General features: G+C 38.0%; 19 protein-coding genes and 7 tRNA genes. 2 read left to right on the top strand and 24 right to left on the bottom strand.

Translation table 11 applies throughout. The features are described 5' to 3' along the window. Window position 1: 1 nt before the first annotated feature. The 8 genes from DBX25_RS15645 to DBX25_RS15610 form a co-directional block, all read right to left on the bottom strand. Window positions 2-83: transfer RNA gene (locus DBX25_RS15645), tRNA-Leu, on the bottom strand. Window positions 84-92: 9 nt separating this feature from the next. Then, window positions 93-168 (bottom strand) — tRNA-Lys (locus DBX25_RS15640). Between the two features lie 3 nt (window positions 169-171). Next, window positions 172-246: transfer RNA gene (locus DBX25_RS15635), tRNA-Gln, on the bottom strand. 99 nt (window positions 247-345) lie between these two features. Further along, window positions 346-421: transfer RNA gene (locus DBX25_RS15630), tRNA-Asp, on the bottom strand. A gap of 52 nt (window positions 422-473) precedes the next feature. Continuing rightward, window positions 474-545: transfer RNA gene (locus DBX25_RS15625), tRNA-Glu, on the bottom strand. Window positions 546-555: 10 nt separating this feature from the next. Beyond that, window positions 556-646: transfer RNA gene (locus DBX25_RS15620), tRNA-Ser, on the bottom strand. Window positions 647-656: 10 nt separating this feature from the next. Beyond that, window positions 657-731: transfer RNA gene (locus DBX25_RS15615), tRNA-Asn, on the bottom strand. Between the two features lie 93 nt (window positions 732-824). Further along, a complete protein-coding gene (locus DBX25_RS15610) occupies window positions 825-1,304 on the bottom strand; it encodes a SprT family protein (protein ID WP_108671732.1) in 480 nt (159 codons plus the stop codon). Window positions 1,305-1,381: 77 nt separating this feature from the next. Between DBX25_RS15610 and cmpA the strand changes: the two genes are divergently transcribed. Further along, window positions 1,382-1,501: a cortex morphogenetic protein CmpA gene (cmpA, locus tag DBX25_RS15605; protein WP_108671731.1), complete on the top strand. Its 120-nt coding sequence runs from the start codon at window positions 1,382-1,384 to the stop codon at window positions 1,499-1,501. Between the two features lie 19 nt (window positions 1,502-1,520). Here the strand turns inward: cmpA and DBX25_RS15600 are convergent, their stop codons facing one another. The 14 genes from DBX25_RS15600 to acpS form a co-directional block, all read right to left on the bottom strand. Beyond that, entirely contained in the window at window positions 1,521-3,698 is a 2,178-nt protein-coding gene (locus DBX25_RS15600; RefSeq protein ID WP_108671730.1) for a Tex family protein, read from the bottom strand. Window positions 3,699-3,809: 111 nt separating this feature from the next. Beyond that, window positions 3,810-4,415, bottom strand: a complete 606-nt coding sequence (locus DBX25_RS15595) for a PP2C family serine/threonine-protein phosphatase (RefSeq protein WP_108671729.1) — start codon at window positions 4,413-4,415, stop codon at window positions 3,810-3,812. Continuing rightward, window positions 4,412-5,200 (bottom strand): RNA polymerase sigma factor SigB, encoded by a 789-nt coding sequence (gene sigB, locus DBX25_RS15590; RefSeq protein WP_108671728.1) that lies wholly within the window; start codon window positions 5,198-5,200, stop codon window positions 4,412-4,414. The genes DBX25_RS15595 and sigB overlap by 4 nt, the downstream gene beginning before the upstream one ends. Further along, window positions 5,178-5,651, bottom strand: coding sequence for an anti-sigma B factor RsbW (gene rsbW, locus DBX25_RS15585; RefSeq protein WP_108671727.1), 474 nt, complete (start codon window positions 5,649-5,651; stop codon window positions 5,178-5,180). Before rsbW ends, sigB begins: the two co-directional genes overlap by 23 nt. Continuing rightward, entirely contained in the window at window positions 5,648-5,980 is a 333-nt protein-coding gene (locus DBX25_RS15580) for an anti-sigma factor antagonist (RefSeq protein WP_108671726.1), read from the bottom strand. The genes rsbW and DBX25_RS15580 overlap by 4 nt, the downstream gene beginning before the upstream one ends. Window positions 5,981-6,068: 88 nt before the next feature. Further along, window positions 6,069-7,082 carry a PP2C family protein-serine/threonine phosphatase gene (locus DBX25_RS15575; protein ID WP_108671725.1) on the bottom strand — a complete coding sequence of 338 codons (1,014 nt, stop codon included), beginning with the start codon at window positions 7,080-7,082 and terminating at the stop codon, window positions 6,069-6,071. 11 nt (window positions 7,083-7,093) lie between these two features. Further along, window positions 7,094-7,495 carry an anti-sigma regulatory factor gene (locus tag DBX25_RS15570; RefSeq protein ID WP_108671724.1) on the bottom strand — a complete coding sequence of 134 codons (402 nt, stop codon included), beginning with the start codon at window positions 7,493-7,495 and terminating at the stop codon, window positions 7,094-7,096. Between the two features lie 4 nt (window positions 7,496-7,499). Then, the gene (locus DBX25_RS15565; RefSeq protein WP_108671723.1) at window positions 7,500-7,856 is read right to left on the bottom strand and encodes an STAS domain-containing protein; all 357 of its coding nucleotides are present in this window, start codon (window positions 7,854-7,856) and stop codon (window positions 7,500-7,502) included. After that, the gene (locus DBX25_RS15560) at window positions 7,856-8,695 is read right to left on the bottom strand and encodes an RsbT co-antagonist protein RsbRA (protein WP_108671722.1); all 840 of its coding nucleotides are present in this window, start codon (window positions 8,693-8,695) and stop codon (window positions 7,856-7,858) included. Before DBX25_RS15560 ends, DBX25_RS15565 begins: the two co-directional genes overlap by 1 nt. A gap of 296 nt (window positions 8,696-8,991) precedes the next feature. Then, window positions 8,992-9,342 (bottom strand): type II toxin-antitoxin system PemK/MazF family toxin, encoded by a 351-nt coding sequence (locus tag DBX25_RS15555; protein WP_108671721.1) that lies wholly within the window; start codon window positions 9,340-9,342, stop codon window positions 8,992-8,994. A gap of 4 nt (window positions 9,343-9,346) precedes the next feature. Continuing rightward, window positions 9,347-9,628: a CopG family ribbon-helix-helix protein gene (locus DBX25_RS15550; protein ID WP_108671737.1), complete on the bottom strand. Its 282-nt coding sequence runs from the start codon at window positions 9,626-9,628 to the stop codon at window positions 9,347-9,349. Window positions 9,629-9,831: 203 nt separating this feature from the next. Beyond that, a complete protein-coding gene (gene alr, locus DBX25_RS15545) occupies window positions 9,832-10,980 on the bottom strand; it encodes an alanine racemase (RefSeq protein WP_108671736.1) in 1,149 nt (382 codons plus the stop codon). Between the two features lie 215 nt (window positions 10,981-11,195). Continuing rightward, a complete protein-coding gene (locus tag DBX25_RS15540) occupies window positions 11,196-12,206 on the bottom strand; it encodes a LolA family protein (RefSeq protein WP_108671720.1) in 1,011 nt (336 codons plus the stop codon). A gap of 286 nt (window positions 12,207-12,492) precedes the next feature. Further along, window positions 12,493-12,843, bottom strand: coding sequence for a holo-ACP synthase (gene acpS / locus DBX25_RS15535; RefSeq protein WP_108671719.1), 351 nt, complete (start codon window positions 12,841-12,843; stop codon window positions 12,493-12,495). Between the two features lie 90 nt (window positions 12,844-12,933). On the opposite strand from acpS, the gene DBX25_RS15530 reads away from it, so the two are divergent. Then, entirely contained in the window at window positions 12,934-13,563 is a 630-nt protein-coding gene (locus DBX25_RS15530; protein WP_108671718.1) for a rhomboid family intramembrane serine protease, read from the top strand. On the opposite strand, the gene DBX25_RS15525 is transcribed toward DBX25_RS15530, so the two are convergent. Both DBX25_RS15525 and DBX25_RS15520 read right to left on the bottom strand, forming a co-directional pair. After that, window positions 13,508-14,995, bottom strand: a complete 1,488-nt coding sequence (locus DBX25_RS15525; protein ID WP_240620347.1) for a PH domain-containing protein — start codon at window positions 14,993-14,995, stop codon at window positions 13,508-13,510. The genes DBX25_RS15530 and DBX25_RS15525 overlap by 56 nt on opposite strands. After that, window positions 14,985-15,449 (bottom strand): PH domain-containing protein, encoded by a 465-nt coding sequence (locus tag DBX25_RS15520; protein ID WP_108671735.1) that lies wholly within the window; start codon window positions 15,447-15,449, stop codon window positions 14,985-14,987. Before DBX25_RS15520 ends, DBX25_RS15525 begins: the two co-directional genes overlap by 11 nt. Between the last annotated feature and the right edge of the window lie 19 nt (window positions 15,450-15,468).

Here is a 15,468-nt window from a genome sequence, read left to right as displayed (position 1 = left end):
GTGCGGATGAAGGGACTTGAACCCCCACGCCGTAAGGCGCCAGATCCTAAGTCTGGTGCGTCTGCCAATTCCGCCACATCCGCGAAACTAAATGGTGAGCCATGGAGGACTCGAACCTCCGACCCTCTGATTAAAAGTCAGATGCTCTACCGACTGAGCTAATGGCTCTAATGGCTGGGGTAGCTGGATTCGAACCAACGCATGTAGCAGTCAAAGTGCTATGCCTTACCGCTTGGCTATACCCCAATGATGTTTACTTTTCAAAGAAGCAACTTTTATATCTTACCACACAATAAAAGTGTTTGCAACTATTATTTTTTTATTCTTTATTTCACCAAAAAAATATGGCGGTCCCGACGGGAATCGAACCCGCGATCTCCTGCGTGACAGGCAGGCATGTTAACCGCTACACCACGGAACCAATAAGGTGAAAGAATGGGAGGCGACTAATTCGCTTCCCATTCTTATAAAGATGACCCGTACGGGATTCGAACCCGTGTTACCGCCGTGAAAGGGCGGTGTCTTAACCGCTTGACCAACGGGCCATAATGTATATGGCGGAGAAGGAGGGATTTGAACCCTCGCGCCGGTTACCCGACCTACACCCTTAGCAGGGGCGCCTCTTCAGCCTCTTGAGTACTTCCCCATAAATAAAATGGCTCCGCAGGTAGGATTCGAACCTACGACCGCTCGGTTAACAGCCGAGTGCTCTACCACTGAGCTACTGCGGAACAATATGAAGCTGAATTCTCATCGACTAACTTGTCGACTCTTTAGATTATAGTTAGATTCCTACCCGAAGTCAATATTAAAATAATATTTTTTTATGTTAATCCAATGGAACTCTTCACCAATTTTAGACGACCTTTGCACTTCCCACAAACATACTTATCTATATTTACCCTTTTCTTTCTCCTATATTTTTGAGCACAATTACTACACTCATATAAATAAAGTTTTTGAGGGCTTTTACTTTGCTTACGATAGCTTTTAAGAGGAGTACAAAACCGTGGGGCACCTACTTGTTTCATTAACTCCTTGAAGTCACGATCTTTATGTTGATACCCACGACCCTCTAAATGTAAGTGATAATGGCACAACTCGTGCTTAATAATACCAACAATCTCATTAACCCCATATTCCTTGTAGTATCTTTCATTAATTTCTATATTATGAGATTGAAGCAGATACCTTCCACCAGTAGTCTTTAAGCGAGCATTAAAATAAATGGCATGCTGAAATGGTTTATGAAAAAGCGTAATTGAGATTTCTTCTGTCATTCTTTGCAATTGATGATTGTCCATTTAAATTCTCCTTTAACCATGACAACCTATTATATCATACACTGCATTAACGCTAGCATAAGATTGGGGGCTACAATATGCCTAAATGGTTGCAAAGTCAAATCCGTAGAGCTTTCCTTGAAAAAGATCGATATCAAATCAAATTACTAAATCAATGTTGGTATTACTACAAAAAAACAAACACCTTCAAGCAATAACGCTGGAAGGTGTTCATTTTCATTTATTTGGAGGTAGCATCGTAAGCGAAACGCGTTGCTTTACTAAGTCAACTGAATCCACCCAAACCGTCACCACGTCTCCGAGAGCGACAATATCTAATGGATGTTTAACAAAACTGTTGCTTAGCTTGGATAAATGGACTAGCCCGTCTTGTTTAACCCCAATATCAACAAAAGCTCCAAAATCGACAACGTTTCGAACTGTGCCTTGAAGTTCCATCCCTTGTGATAAGTCTTCCATCTTTAGAATATCTGACTTCAATAACGGTTTAGGAAGTTCATCCCTTGGGTCTCGTCCTGGCTTTACCAAAGCATCTATAATATCTTTTAATGTAAGGTGTCCGATTCCAAATTCTTTTGAAACCTCATCAAGAGAAACATTGTTCAACGCTTCTTTCAAGCCTTCTGATCCTATCTGAGACTCTTTGAATCCTAGCTTTTTTAACAGTTTTTTGACCGTATCGTAGTTTTCGGGATGAATGCTTGTACGATCCAATGGTTGCTCGCCATCAACGATTCTTAGAAACCCTATACATTGCTCATAAGTTTTCGCACCAAGACGTGGGATTTTCTTCAATTGAGATCGGGTAGTGAATTTGCCCTCATCTTCTCTTTTGTTAATAATATTCTGAGCTACGGATTTTGAAAGTCCTGCTACATTTTGCAACAAGGATGCAGAAGCAGTGTTGACATTTACCCCTACCTGGTTAACTGCTGTCTCTACAATAAAGGTAAGAGAATCTGAAAGCTTTTTCTGAGATACATCATGCTGGTATTGGCCAACACCAACAGATTTAGGATCGATTTTCACTAGTTCCGCAAGCGGATCTTGTAATCTTCTCGCAATGGATACTGCACTTCTTTCTTCAACTTGGAAGTTCGGAAATTCCTCACGAGCCAATTCAGAAGCAGAATACACACTCGCCCCCGCTTCATTGACAATCGTATAATATATTTTGTTATTTTGTTCCTTAATCAGTTCCGCAATAAATTGTTCAGTTTCCCTAGAAGCAGTTCCATTACCAATGGCAATTACTTCGATGCTGAATTTCCCAATAAGTTGCTTTACTTTTTCTTTTGCAGCTTCTTTTTTCGAAGCTGGTGGATGAGGATAAATGACACCTATGTCCAACACTTTCCCTGTCTCATCTACCACTGCTAATTTACAACCTGTTCTATAGGCTGGATCTACCCCTAATACAACTCTCCCCTTTAATGGCGGTTGCAATAAAAGATTGCGTAAGTTTTCGGAAAAGATATGAATGGCACGATCTTCTGCCTTTTCCGTCAACTCTCTACGAATTTCTCTTTCGATTGAAGGCTGAATCAGTCGTTTATAAGCATCTTCAATTGCTTGTTTAACGTAATCTACACTTATGGATTGTTGATTTTTTATGATTTTCTTCTCTATGTATGACACAATTCTATCAGTTCCTGCTTTTAAGGAAACCTTTAAAACACCTTCGTTTTCTCCTCGGTTTAAAGCGAGGACTCGGTGAGGTACTATTTTCTGAATCGGTTCTTCATACTCGTAGTAGTTCTCAAAAACTCGTTTCTCATCTTTTTCTCCATCTTTTAGCGCAGCTTGAATCATTCCAGAAGTAAAGGTTTGTGTTCTTATCCATTGTCTAATGGAAGCATCATCGGAAACTACTTCTGCAATAATGTCTTTTGCTCCATCCACTGCTTCTTGAGGCGAGTGAACACCCAATTCTTCTGAAAGATAAGATGCTGCTTCCTTAAGGACATCCCCTTGTGCCGGAAAAGCTAATAACCAATTCGCAAAAGGCTCCAGCCCTTTTTCTTTTGCAACGGTAGCTTTTGTTCTTTTCTTTTGTTTAAAAGGTCTATAAAGATCTTCTACTATTTGAAGTTTCTCTGCTTGCTGAATGCTTTTTTGTAGTTCAGGAGTAAGTTTCCCTTGTTCTTCAATATTGCGAAGGACTTCCTCTTTACGCTTTTCTAAGTTCTCTAAATAATTCCAACGTTCAATGATGTCGCGGATTTGCACTTCATCCAACGAACCTGTCATTTCCTTTCGATACCGCGCAATAAAAGGGACTGTATTCCCATCTTCTACTAGGGAAATCACTTGTTGAACTTGTTTTTTTTGCAACTTCAATTCTTTTGAAACTATGTTTACTAAATCAATGGATTGTTCAGATAATGTAGTCAATGAATCTCCCCCATTATTTTATGAATTGTTTCCATTTTAACAAATCAAACTGTTCAGAGGAAATTTGGTTGATGTAAATTTATACACATAAAAAGGAAGCTTACATTTTCTTCATTGTAAGCTTCCTAATATAAACGTCATATCATCAGATTGTGCGGTATTGGAATCCAATATTGTATCAGCTATGCAATCCAACGGTGAATGAGAATTCAAATAAGCTTTAATTTCCCTTAATTCAAGCCCGTCTGAAAACAATATAAACCTTGAACCCGCTTCATATTCAAATGTTTGAATATACATTTTTACCTTTCGACCAGACAGATAGCCTGTTACAGGTAAAGGATATAGCATCTTTCCAACCTTGTGATTATAGAGAAAGAACTTTATATTACCGACAGAAATATATTCAAAAGTCCTAGTTTCATAATACATTTTTATAATGGAAACTGCTGCACCACGCTTGTTAATCATCTCTTTATTGCATATGTCCATGAGTTGGACAAGCGGTTTTGAATGATGCTGTTTGACAGCGTTGATTACGGCGGCAGATGATTCATTAGCGTATTTTCCACTTCCAAGTCCATCAGCAAGGACACATATGAAGTATTCATCTGTAGATGTATAGAAAAAAGAATCCCCACAATAAGGGTCGCCTTTTTTAGAGGTTTGCCTCACCAAAACCTCAACATTAGAATTCGAGAGGTCATCTTGAATCATTTACTGAACTCCGAGTTTTCAGAATGAATCGCTTCCTGAAGCTTTTTTATTGCTCTACGTTGCAATCTCGAAACATGCATCTGCGAAATCCCCAGCTTTTCTCCAGCATCTTTTTGGCTCAAATTCTCTAGATATGTGTAGTGGATAATACTTCTTTCCCGTTCTGACAATACGTGTAGAACTTTTTCAAGGACGAGGCGCTGATTTACCTTTTCAAATCCTTGATCAATGTTCCCGAAGATATCTAATAATGTGACAGTACCTCCATCAGAGTCAGCCTCTATTGAATGATCCATGGATAAAGCTTGATAACTCTTACCCATTTCCATAGCTTCTAACACTTCTTCTTCTGACACTTGTAGGTAATCCGCTATTTCATCTATCCTTGGGGAACGTTGTAATTCTGTCGTTAAATCTTCTACAGTAGTTTTTATTTTTGGACCAAGTTCTTTAATTCGCCTTGGAACATGAACGCTCCAGGTTTTATCCCTTAAGAACCTTTTGATTTCACCAATAATGGTAGGAACTGCAAACGCCTCAAAACTTTTACCGAAAGATTCGTCATATCGACGGATGGCTCCTAATAGACCAATCATCCCAACTTGGGTGATATCTTCTTGAAAAGATCTTCCTCTAGAATATTTCCTAGCAATTGTTTCAACCAAATTTTTATAATGGATTACAAGGTGATTTTGGGCCTCTTCATCTTGGTGAAGCTGATAGGCTTTAATCCACTCGCTTACCTTTTCCTTCATGGCTTGATTAGGTTGAGATTGTTTCTGCATCACTCTCCACCTGCTCTCCTTCGACATACTTTGTCATAAATACTGTAACCCCATTATTTTCATGGATTTTCACTTCATCCATTAGGGTTTCAATGAGATATAGGCCTAAACCTCCTTCTCTTAGGAGTTCCACGTTTTGATCCTGTGCATACGGACCAAGGCCTTGTCTAACTTCATCAAAGTTACAGCTATGACCGTTATCTCCAACCATTACTTCTATTTTATCTTCAAAAAGGCCAAATCCAATTTTCACTTCACCAGTATCGCCTTCTTTATATGCATGCTGCACTGCATTTGTCACTGCTTCGCTTGTAGCTATCTTCAAATCTTCAATAGCATCATAAGAAAAACCCATTCGACTAGCGATTCCAGAAAGCGTAAGTCGAATTACACCAACAAACTCTGGCTTAGCAGGAATTGTCATTTCAATGTAATCATACGCTCGACTCATGATTGTTCACCCTCTGCATCACTTTTAATATTGATAATATCCCCTAGGCCAGTAATATCAAACAACCTTTTAAGACGATCACTTAAACCTTCGATAGCAAAATCTCCATTATAGGAACGTACATTTTTAAAAAGACCTACAAATACTCCTAGACCCGTACTATCCATATACGTAACTTCGGAAAGATCGACAGTCATTTTCACATTTTCTTGTTCAGAAAGAGGAAATAACGACTCTCTTAACTTCGGGGCAGTATATGCATCTATTTCACCCTTCACTTTCACTTGTACATTTGCATCTAAATCTTTAACATCAATCGTAATATTCATTTTGACCCACCTCTTTACCTACTGAAATTGCTTTTTATATATACCCGTAATTCTATGACTTAAACCTAAAATAAAAATAAGTCCCAATTTATTTTGTCCTCTTCAGTACAATCAATGTAAAATCATCTCTTAACTGAAAATCTTGAAGCTTTTCTAATTGCTTAAATAGATTTACAACAATTGCTTGTGGATGAAGGTGTATATTCTTAGTGATGTAGTCCACTAAATATTCCCTTTCAATAAAACCATCCTCAGTGCGACATTCAGTTACACCATCTGAAAGCAGAATAATCATATCTCCAACTTCTACTCTACGTTCGTACTGTTGATATTTCGTCCGTTTATCTACACCAAGAAGTAACCCTTTTGCTGATAATTCTTCAAAAGCACCATCAGCAGCGTGATAATAAAACCCTGGTTCATGACCAGCAGACGAGTAAGAGAATATATGATCATACGGGTTATACAGGCCATAGAACATCGTTATGAACATACTTGGATCAACGTTCTGCTCAACCACTCTATTCAAATTTTCTAAAACTAAAGCGGGGGCATGTCTATTCTCAGGTAAACTATCCATTGCGTACTTAATCATTGACATACAAAGTGCAGCAGGAATCCCTTTTCCTATTACATCAGCAATAGATACTCCGATAAAATCATTTTCATCTTGCACAAAGTAATAGTAGTCTCCATTCATACTTTTTGCAGGGACACTAATTGCCCCAATATCAAGACCTTCCACGTCAGGGATTCGCGTCTCTAGCAAAGTACTTTGAACATTAGCCGCGATTTCTATCTCAGATTTTAATTCCTGTTGTTGATGGCGAAGACTTTGGTGTTCCCGATAAGCAATCCCATACCCCATCATGACTTCTAATAAGAAGTCTAAGGAATGTAGGACCGTTTCAGATGTATCAGGAGACAAATCCAAAAGGATACTTTTATGCCAACTTATGATTTCTTCAGGAGATATTTTTTGTTCCAACGTTGTTCTGCTAAGTTTTTGTCCTTGATACAAAGCTTGTTCCGTTTGATTTTTTATATAATTCGAGAGAGCTTCACGATACTTGTATTCCATTGACTCTCTATCTTGGTCCATGTACCTTCCCCCTAGCGGAGCCATTTTGTAGCGCGAATATCAGTTCCTTCCCCAGGAGTGGAATCTATTGAAAAGTCATCCATCAATCGTTTAACACCAGGCAACCCTGCTCCGAGGCCACCTGAAGTAGTATAGCCATCCTCCATTACTTTTCGGATATCCTGTATCCCTGGCCCTTCATCAGATGCAATGATTTTCATTCCAGCCTTACCATTGTTATATACTTTTTCAATACAGACTTTCCCCTGGCCAGCATATAAGTAGATATTCCTTGCCAATTCACTAATAGCTGTAGTAATTCTTGCTTGGTCTACCGTTCCAAACCCCAGCTCTTTTGCCACGTTACGACCTAATTGTCTTGCAGCCACGATATCCCATTCATTAATAATTTTCACACAGGATTGAAGCTCCATACACTCAATCCCCCAGTTCCTGTTGTAATTTCTCCAGGCCTTTTTCCAAGTCCAAGGCTGTATATACATCTTCAAGACCAATCCCAAGTTCAATCAAGGTTATCGCTACAGCTGGCTGGATACCTGTAATTACAACTTCTGCCCCCATCAACTTGGACATATTTACTACATCACCAAGAACCTTAGCGATGAAAGAGTCGATGAAATCGATTGAAGTAAAATCAATGACTACTCCATTGGCACTTGTTTCATGTATTTTATGAAGTAAATCTTCTTGGAATTGTAATGCAGTACGATCATCCAATTCCCATTGAATAGAAACGAGCAAATAGTTATGCAGTTTCAGAATAGGGATTCTCATCAGGAGCCCTCCACTTCATTGACACCGACAATTTTACGATTCGTAATTTCTAAAGCGGCCTCAATTCCTTTTTTCAAAGAATTCTTAGTGACGATTTCATTAAGATTAATCCCTAAATTTACGATGGTCTGTGCTATTTCTGGTCGAATACCACAAAGCATACATTTCGCGCCAATTAATCGAACTGCTTCAGCAGCTTGGATAATATGATGTGCTACCATCGTATCAACTACCGGAACTCCTGTAATATCTATTAAAACAACCTCTGAACGGTGCTTCACGGCACCATTCAATAAGTTCTCCATGATTTGTTTCGCTCTTTCAGTATCAATCGTACCAACCAAAGGCATTACCGTAATCCCTTCTAAGACAGGAATAAGTGGAGCAGACAATTCTTGAAGGGCGATTTTTTGAAGAGAAACCGTCCTCTCCCATGTTTGAGAATACATATTTACAATTTCGTTCGTCATTGGAGTTGCCCATTTATCAAAGTCGTATACAATCTCCATTTGATTGTCCGGATTAATCAATCCCGCCTCGTTCATTCCTTCAAAAACAATTAGGTTAAATTCTCTTAAACCAGCTGTCACAAAGGTTAATGGCCAACCTAGACGAACTACTTTTTCCGCAAAATCTGTTAATTTATTTTGAAATTCTTTACTATTTTCATTAAAATTTGAAAGGACCATATCAATGAATTCACTACTCGTCCGAGCGAACATTTGGTCAGAAACAACCTTAATCAACCTTTCGTCCGCATTGGCTTTCATTCTATTCATCCAGTCGTTTAAAATACTACCCCTATTTTTTGTTATATAGTCGTATACAAGCTCGTGCATAGTATCCTCCATTTCAAAACCCTAGGTTATATTGAGTGCTTAAATCACACAAATTTATTTATATTGTTACCGAAACGATTATTTATACCCGTTCTTGAATAAGGTTAAACCTATTTTTCATATTTTTTCTGAAATTCAAAAGAACAAAATCCCTTTTAAAAAAGGGACATTCATGTTAACTATATCTTTTCTTCACAAGAACCGTCAAATAATAGCCAGAATTATCAAAATAATAATAGCGGAATTACCCTTTTTAAAAAACGAAAACGCCCTTACAATTCGTAAGGACGTATATATTAAAACTCTTTTAATCCCAAGCTGATTTGCAAAGCCTCATCGACTTTTTTCATAATCACGTCATCTAGATGGGTAATCATATCTGTTAAGCGTTTCTTATCAATGGTACGTATTTGCTCAAGTAGAATTACCGAATCACGTTCAAAACCGTAACGCTTCGCATTAATCTCTACATGAGTAGGAAGCTTTGCTTTTTGAATTTGGGCTGTGATCGCTGCTACAATTACTGTAGGACTAAAGCGATTACCAATATCATTTTGTATAATCAGCACTGGGCGGGTTCCACCTTGTTCTGAACCTACCACAGGGGACAAATCTGCAAAGTATACGTCACCACGCTTAAAGCCCAAATCGTCATCCTCCACTTACTAGACGTTCTACGCAATGCTCGGCTTCGTATTCTGCTAGGAATGCTTCTGATGCAATTGTCAAATTAATAGCAGCCATCTCTAAATATCCGCGTTTCATCTGATCACGAAATTTTCTCTTTTTTCTTTCGTTTAAATACATCATTGTGGCACGGTAAATAAGCTCACTGCGATTGCCGTTTTCTTCTTCTGCGTATCCATCTAACTCTGTCAATAGATTTTGAGGTAATTGAATTAATATCTCTCTCGTTGCGCTGGATTCAGACACAAGCATACACCTCCACCATCACTACACACCTTTACTACTTCTCATAACATATTACCATTTTTACGCTTAAATGCAAAGAGTATATTGGATTTCCATAATATTATCGTCCAATTTTAATCTCTTTTATGCATAAAGGTATGAGGTTCTATCGTTTTTCGAGTAATTTTATGAAGCCACTGTATTACACCGTTTTATTTTATTAATCACAGGAGAGAATTATGAATACATTGTACATTTTTGTTTCGAATATATTTCCTCGGGACTCTGCTTGAAATCATACAAACTACTTCATAATTGATGGTATTTAGTTTTACGGCAACCTCATTGACAGAAATTCTTTGATTTCCATTCCAACCAATTAACGTGACGGTTTCCCCAACCTCTAATCTTTTTGGTAGTTTCACCATGCATTGATCCATACAAATCCTACCTACCAAAGGGAGCCTTTCCCCTCTAATCAAAACTTCTATCCCTTGGAGTTTACGTAACCAGCCATCCGCATATCCGATAGGTAATGTTCCAATCCACTCGTCTTCTTCAGGTGTATAAGTTGCTCCATAACTTACACTCTCACCAGCCTTTAGTTTCTTAACATGCACTAACTTCGTATGAAGACTGAATGCTTCTTTTAATGGCACCGGAAGTAAATGCTCCATTTCTAAGGAGGGAGTAAGACCATACATGGATATTCCAACACGAATTGCATTGAAATGACTTTTATCAAACCGAAGACTAGATGCACTGTTACTAGCATGAATGATATCTGGACGAATCTTTAACCAAGAAAGCATCTCCTGAAAGGTAGTATATTGATTCTCGTAATACGTAACGTCTAATTCATCTGAAGTTGCGAAATGAGTATACATTCCTTCGATGATAAATTGAGGGTTATCCTCTACAAATTCTTCGATTTGGACTAAGTCTTGACGATCTTTAATTCCCAATCTGCCCATACCCGAATCACATTTAATATGAAGAGTTAATGTTTGATTTTCTTTTAAATCTTTTTTTGCTTCGATTAACCAAGTTGGATGAAAGACAGTAACAGTTATTCCCCAATAAGCAGCCACGGAAGAATCACTTGGTCGTGTCGCCCCAAGGACTAAGATTGGTGCTTCAATCCCTTTTTTCCTTAATGAGATTGCTTCATCTAAAAAGGCTACAGCTAAGTAATCCGCTCCTGCTTCCAACGCTACCTGAGCCACCTGCCAATCTCCGTGCCCATAACCATTTGCTTTCACAACCGCAAACATTTTTACCCCTTCTGGCAATCTATCCTTCATAACCTTGACGTTATCATATATATGGTCCAAGTTTATTTCAGCCCAAGTATCACGGTAATACGCTTCCATAGCCACATAAAGCCCTTCCTTCTATCGGTACATGAATCGTAAAAGAAAAATGTTTTTAAAAATTATCACCTCTTAATTTAAAAGTGTCAAACCATATAGTGAACATTTCATGCAAACTTATACTTTATTAGAATTTCCCATCGAAACAGGTTAACACAATTTCCAATACGGGAAAAAGCAGACCATTATAAAAACGGCCTGCTTTACATGTAAGGTTATTTAATTGGATTTCCTTGAACCGAGCGAGCTACATCAATCATTTCTTCTGGTGTTAGTTCTTGGGAAGCCAGTGTATAATCTACACCATCATATGTCCAAGTAATCATGTTAGCAGTCATCGCTCCTACTGTGTATCCAAGATCAACAGGCTCACCAATAACATTAGTTGGAGTTAATGTTGTTTGTGCGATTTCTGTTTTTTCTTGAATTAGAGTAAAGCTCTTTTCCCCATCATACGTTAAAACGAAGCGTTTTCCGTCTTCTGTATCCATTTCTTTTTCATCCACCAAAGTAACACCCTTTAGCTCAGCAACTGGATATTTCACGGCAAAGTCTTCTTCTTTCACTTCAGCCATAACTTGAACTTCAAGTTGAGCACCTGTCATGTTTTTCTTCATATCGAATGCATCCTTTTCAAAGGAAGCATCAAATTTCACGTTAGAAAATTCAACAGTAACCAACGTATTCTTGTCAGGATCCATCACTTTAACACTTACAGGAGTCAAATCCTTTTTATTAATGGTGATTTCTTGATACGGAAGCATTTTATTATTTTGGTAACGAGTCTTTGTTTCAAACACATAATGTTTGTCAGTCGATTTAAAGGTGGAGGATTTATCTTCAATAATATCCTTCACTAAAGATTCGTAGAGGTAAGCTTGGCTGCTATTTTTTGGCCACTCACTTTGGAAACGAAAACTCTTATTCAATGCAGGCGTTAAAACAAATACACCTTCTTGATTACGAAGAATCATTTGACTTTGATCCTTCTTTTCATTCTTTAAATTCACACGATAGAAATCTGGATCTTGATGCCATACTTCCACATTATACACTTGTGGTTCAGTACCCATTTGTAAGGTCATTTTGGCATCAGCCTTATACCCTTTCATTTCGGCTACCTTCTCATCCAAAGCCTTCACAACTTCTTCTTGAGATTTCTGTCCGCAAGCAGAAAGGGTAAATAGAAGCATCAGTCCTGCAAATACTACTAACAATTTCTTCATCTTTTCAACCCCTTTTTATCATTTCTCATGAAAAGGGAGACGAAAAGGCTGGTCCAAACATTCTCTTTTCCACTCTACTTGTAGAATTACCATTTGTTGTGGGCAACACTCCAGAAAAAACTCAAGAGTGTACCGTTCTTTAGAATCGAAAGTCCCGAAGTTTCTTCTTACCTTGGGAAATGTCCACTTACCTGGCCTTGTCTCACCTATAGCACTATGAGTATATGAGGGGAGATTTACGAATATGTCCAAGTATTGACAAGCTGATAAGAAAAAGAAATTTATACTATCGTTCAATAATGACCTGAGCCGCAGCATACTGTTGACTGTGAGTGATAGACAAGTGAACTTTATTTTTTTCAGGCTTTGAAAAAAATGGTTTCCCTCGTTCATCTGAAAGTATTTCCATGTCAATAAATTGCAAATCCTTTCCAATTCCAGTACCTATAGCTTTTGAAAATGCTTCCTTCGCAGCAAACCTTCCTGCTAAAAATTCCGTCTTCCTTCCTCCCTTTAAATTTTCGTATTTTTCCTTTTCTTTCGTTGTAAGAATACGATCTACAAAACGAGGTTGTCTCTCAGAAAGATTTCGAATCCTATCGATTTCCACAATATCAAGACCAATACCAACTATCATCGAACCACCTTCTTCTATTTTAAAAGGTATAAACATAAATATAATGGACAAACCGTTTAATACGAATCCCCTACTTGAGGTGTGTAAATAATGTTACTAAGAACAGAAAGCCTTCAACAATTTGTAAGATCTTATCCTATTTTTTCGTTCATAATTGCTCTTAATATAATGGTTTTTTTAAGTACAGCCATTCCGCTTTTTCCAAACAGAACCATATTTGAATCGTTAGCAGGCGTAAACCTTTGGATTTCCCAAGGTGATTACTGGAGATTATTAACTCCAGTTATTTTACACAATTCTTTTTCTCATCTATTGTTCAATTGTTTTTCCACCGTACTATTTGGCCCTTACGTGGAAAAATCATTAGGTTCTTTCAATGTGTTGCTATTTTATGTTTTGTGTGGAATAGCGGGGAATTTAGCCACATACTTCATATACCCTCTTACTTATACGCATAGTGGTGCTAGTGGAGCTATTTATGGACTACTAGGTTTTTATCTATATTTAGTTCTATTTCAAAAAAGCCACTTGACCAAACAAGATTCGCAAAGAATCATTGTGTTGACGGTTGTTGGTGTTCTAATGAGTACCTTCCAACCAAACATCAATTTAGTAAGCCACCTTGGAGGATTGATGGCAGGCTTTTTCATGGCGCCATTCTTTTTTAGACATCCATTTCGTTTCTTTGGTCGATACGGCCAGGCAGGTACCAAGCTTTGATGATATCCGCATCCTGTTCGTCCATATGAACAACCTTCCCTGTACCCGGACCAATCCCAAGCTTAATGAATGCACTTAGAGTAGACAGTTGCCTACGTTTCTGAAACCAGCTTCCTTTGTTTTCAATGGACTGTATTCTATTCTTCAACACTAAAAACGTATGTTTTGAAATAGTTCGATACCTGAGGGATAACTGCTGATTTCCGACAAACCATCCTGCGGTCCGATAATTTATGAAAGCCCAGACTCCACTAATAGGTAAGAGGAATAAGGAAAGAAATCCCCAAGGACGGAAGAAAATTATGATAGCTATACATACCGGAATCCAGAACACCCATTGTTGGAATAAGTAGTTGGTAACTGAGCGTTTCGGAACAGGCAAAATATTATTTGGGTACTGATATGTAGGTACAAATTCTTGCAAAAGTCCTTGTATCCGATTTTTTTTAACTAATGGGAAAATCATGACTTTAGATGCCTCTTGATCCATGACAGAACCAGCCGCATTCTCCAAATAAACAGTAGCATATCCTAATGGTTGTCTGACCAAGTTTTCAACAATGCGTATGGCCTGAATTTTTTTCAATGGAATGGTGATTTGCCTTCTTTCGAGCAGACCTCTTGTAATAATCAACTCATCTTCTTTCTTCACAACGGTAAAGAAAGCGTATTTTAACACAATACCTGCGGTTGCAACAATATAGGCAATAATAAGGCCGATTAATACAAGCACCGTAATTACCATAACTCCAGATGCAATGAATTTTTCGAAGCCTTTAAAGACCTTTTCATATGGGATGTATTCTTCGAATTGTGAAAAAAAAGCCATTGCCCCGGAAAATACGACACCAGCTCCTCCAGAAGTGATTCCCATTATAAATAATTCCTTAAAGCTAAGTTGAAACTTAGAAAGAGGGGTGCTAATCTCCCCCATTTGTTCATGACCATCTTCCTCAATAAGCAAATCTTTAGAACTTCGTTTCGAGTCTCTAATGGCGGTTTCAATCTTAGAAGCTTCTTGTTTAGTAATAGCGGTTAGTACAGCTTCAGCTTGTAGTCCTGATGTTCCGGCGGTTTCAATTTTGACCTTTACCAAACCAAACAATTGCTGAAGTATTCCTTCTGATAAATCAACACTTTGGATTCTTTCAAAACGGATATACCGTTTATTCCTTACAAATACACCTTGTTCTATTCGTAGTTCATAATCTGTCAATTCGTAGGTAAAACGCCACCACGATATTAAACCATAAATCAGGATTAGCAAGCCTACCCCTAAAATGATGTATAACTCGATACTTTCCCATTTTGATCCTTTATCCCCACCGAATACGAATAATACTATGAATGGAATAATGGCTTCTTTTAAAGTTTTTAAAGCATTAGAGACGATGGCTACCTTATGTAACCTCTTTTTTGAATTAGACATCATCTTCACCTACACTTGCAAGGCTCGAAATCTTTCTTCGTAATTCATCAGCCTCATGGCTTTCTATAGCAGGGATTTCGTGAATAGTTGCAGCTGTTGAAATAATGACAGTAGATAACCCATATTTTCTATAAATAGGCCCTTGTTTAGTATCTACATGCTGAACCCTATTCATAGGAAATAACGTCTTTTTTACAACGAAAATTCCCTTCTGAATGTCAATTTCCCCTTCTCTGACTTCATATCTCCACCACTTCCAACGTAAGGACGGCAAGATTACCGCTAGGAATATCGAGTCCAAAATCGCCAATAGCCAATAAACCCCAATTATCCAATTTGGCCAATCCATGAATATGGTTAATGCAGTAAGTCCAATTGCAAAGGCAATACCAATTAACGAATATAAAAACCCTGAAAGTCTCCATACCTTTATCGCTTTTTGTGAAATTGTATTCATCTGCTGCTGCAAAAAAGCC

Source organism: Peribacillus acanthi, assembly GCF_003073175.1.
Lineage (GTDB): Bacteria > Bacillota > Bacilli > Bacillales > DSM-1321 > Bacillus_BN > Bacillus_BN acanthi.
The sequence above is the reverse complement of the archived record's forward strand: the minus strand, read 5'-3'. Positions and strand labels throughout refer to the sequence as shown.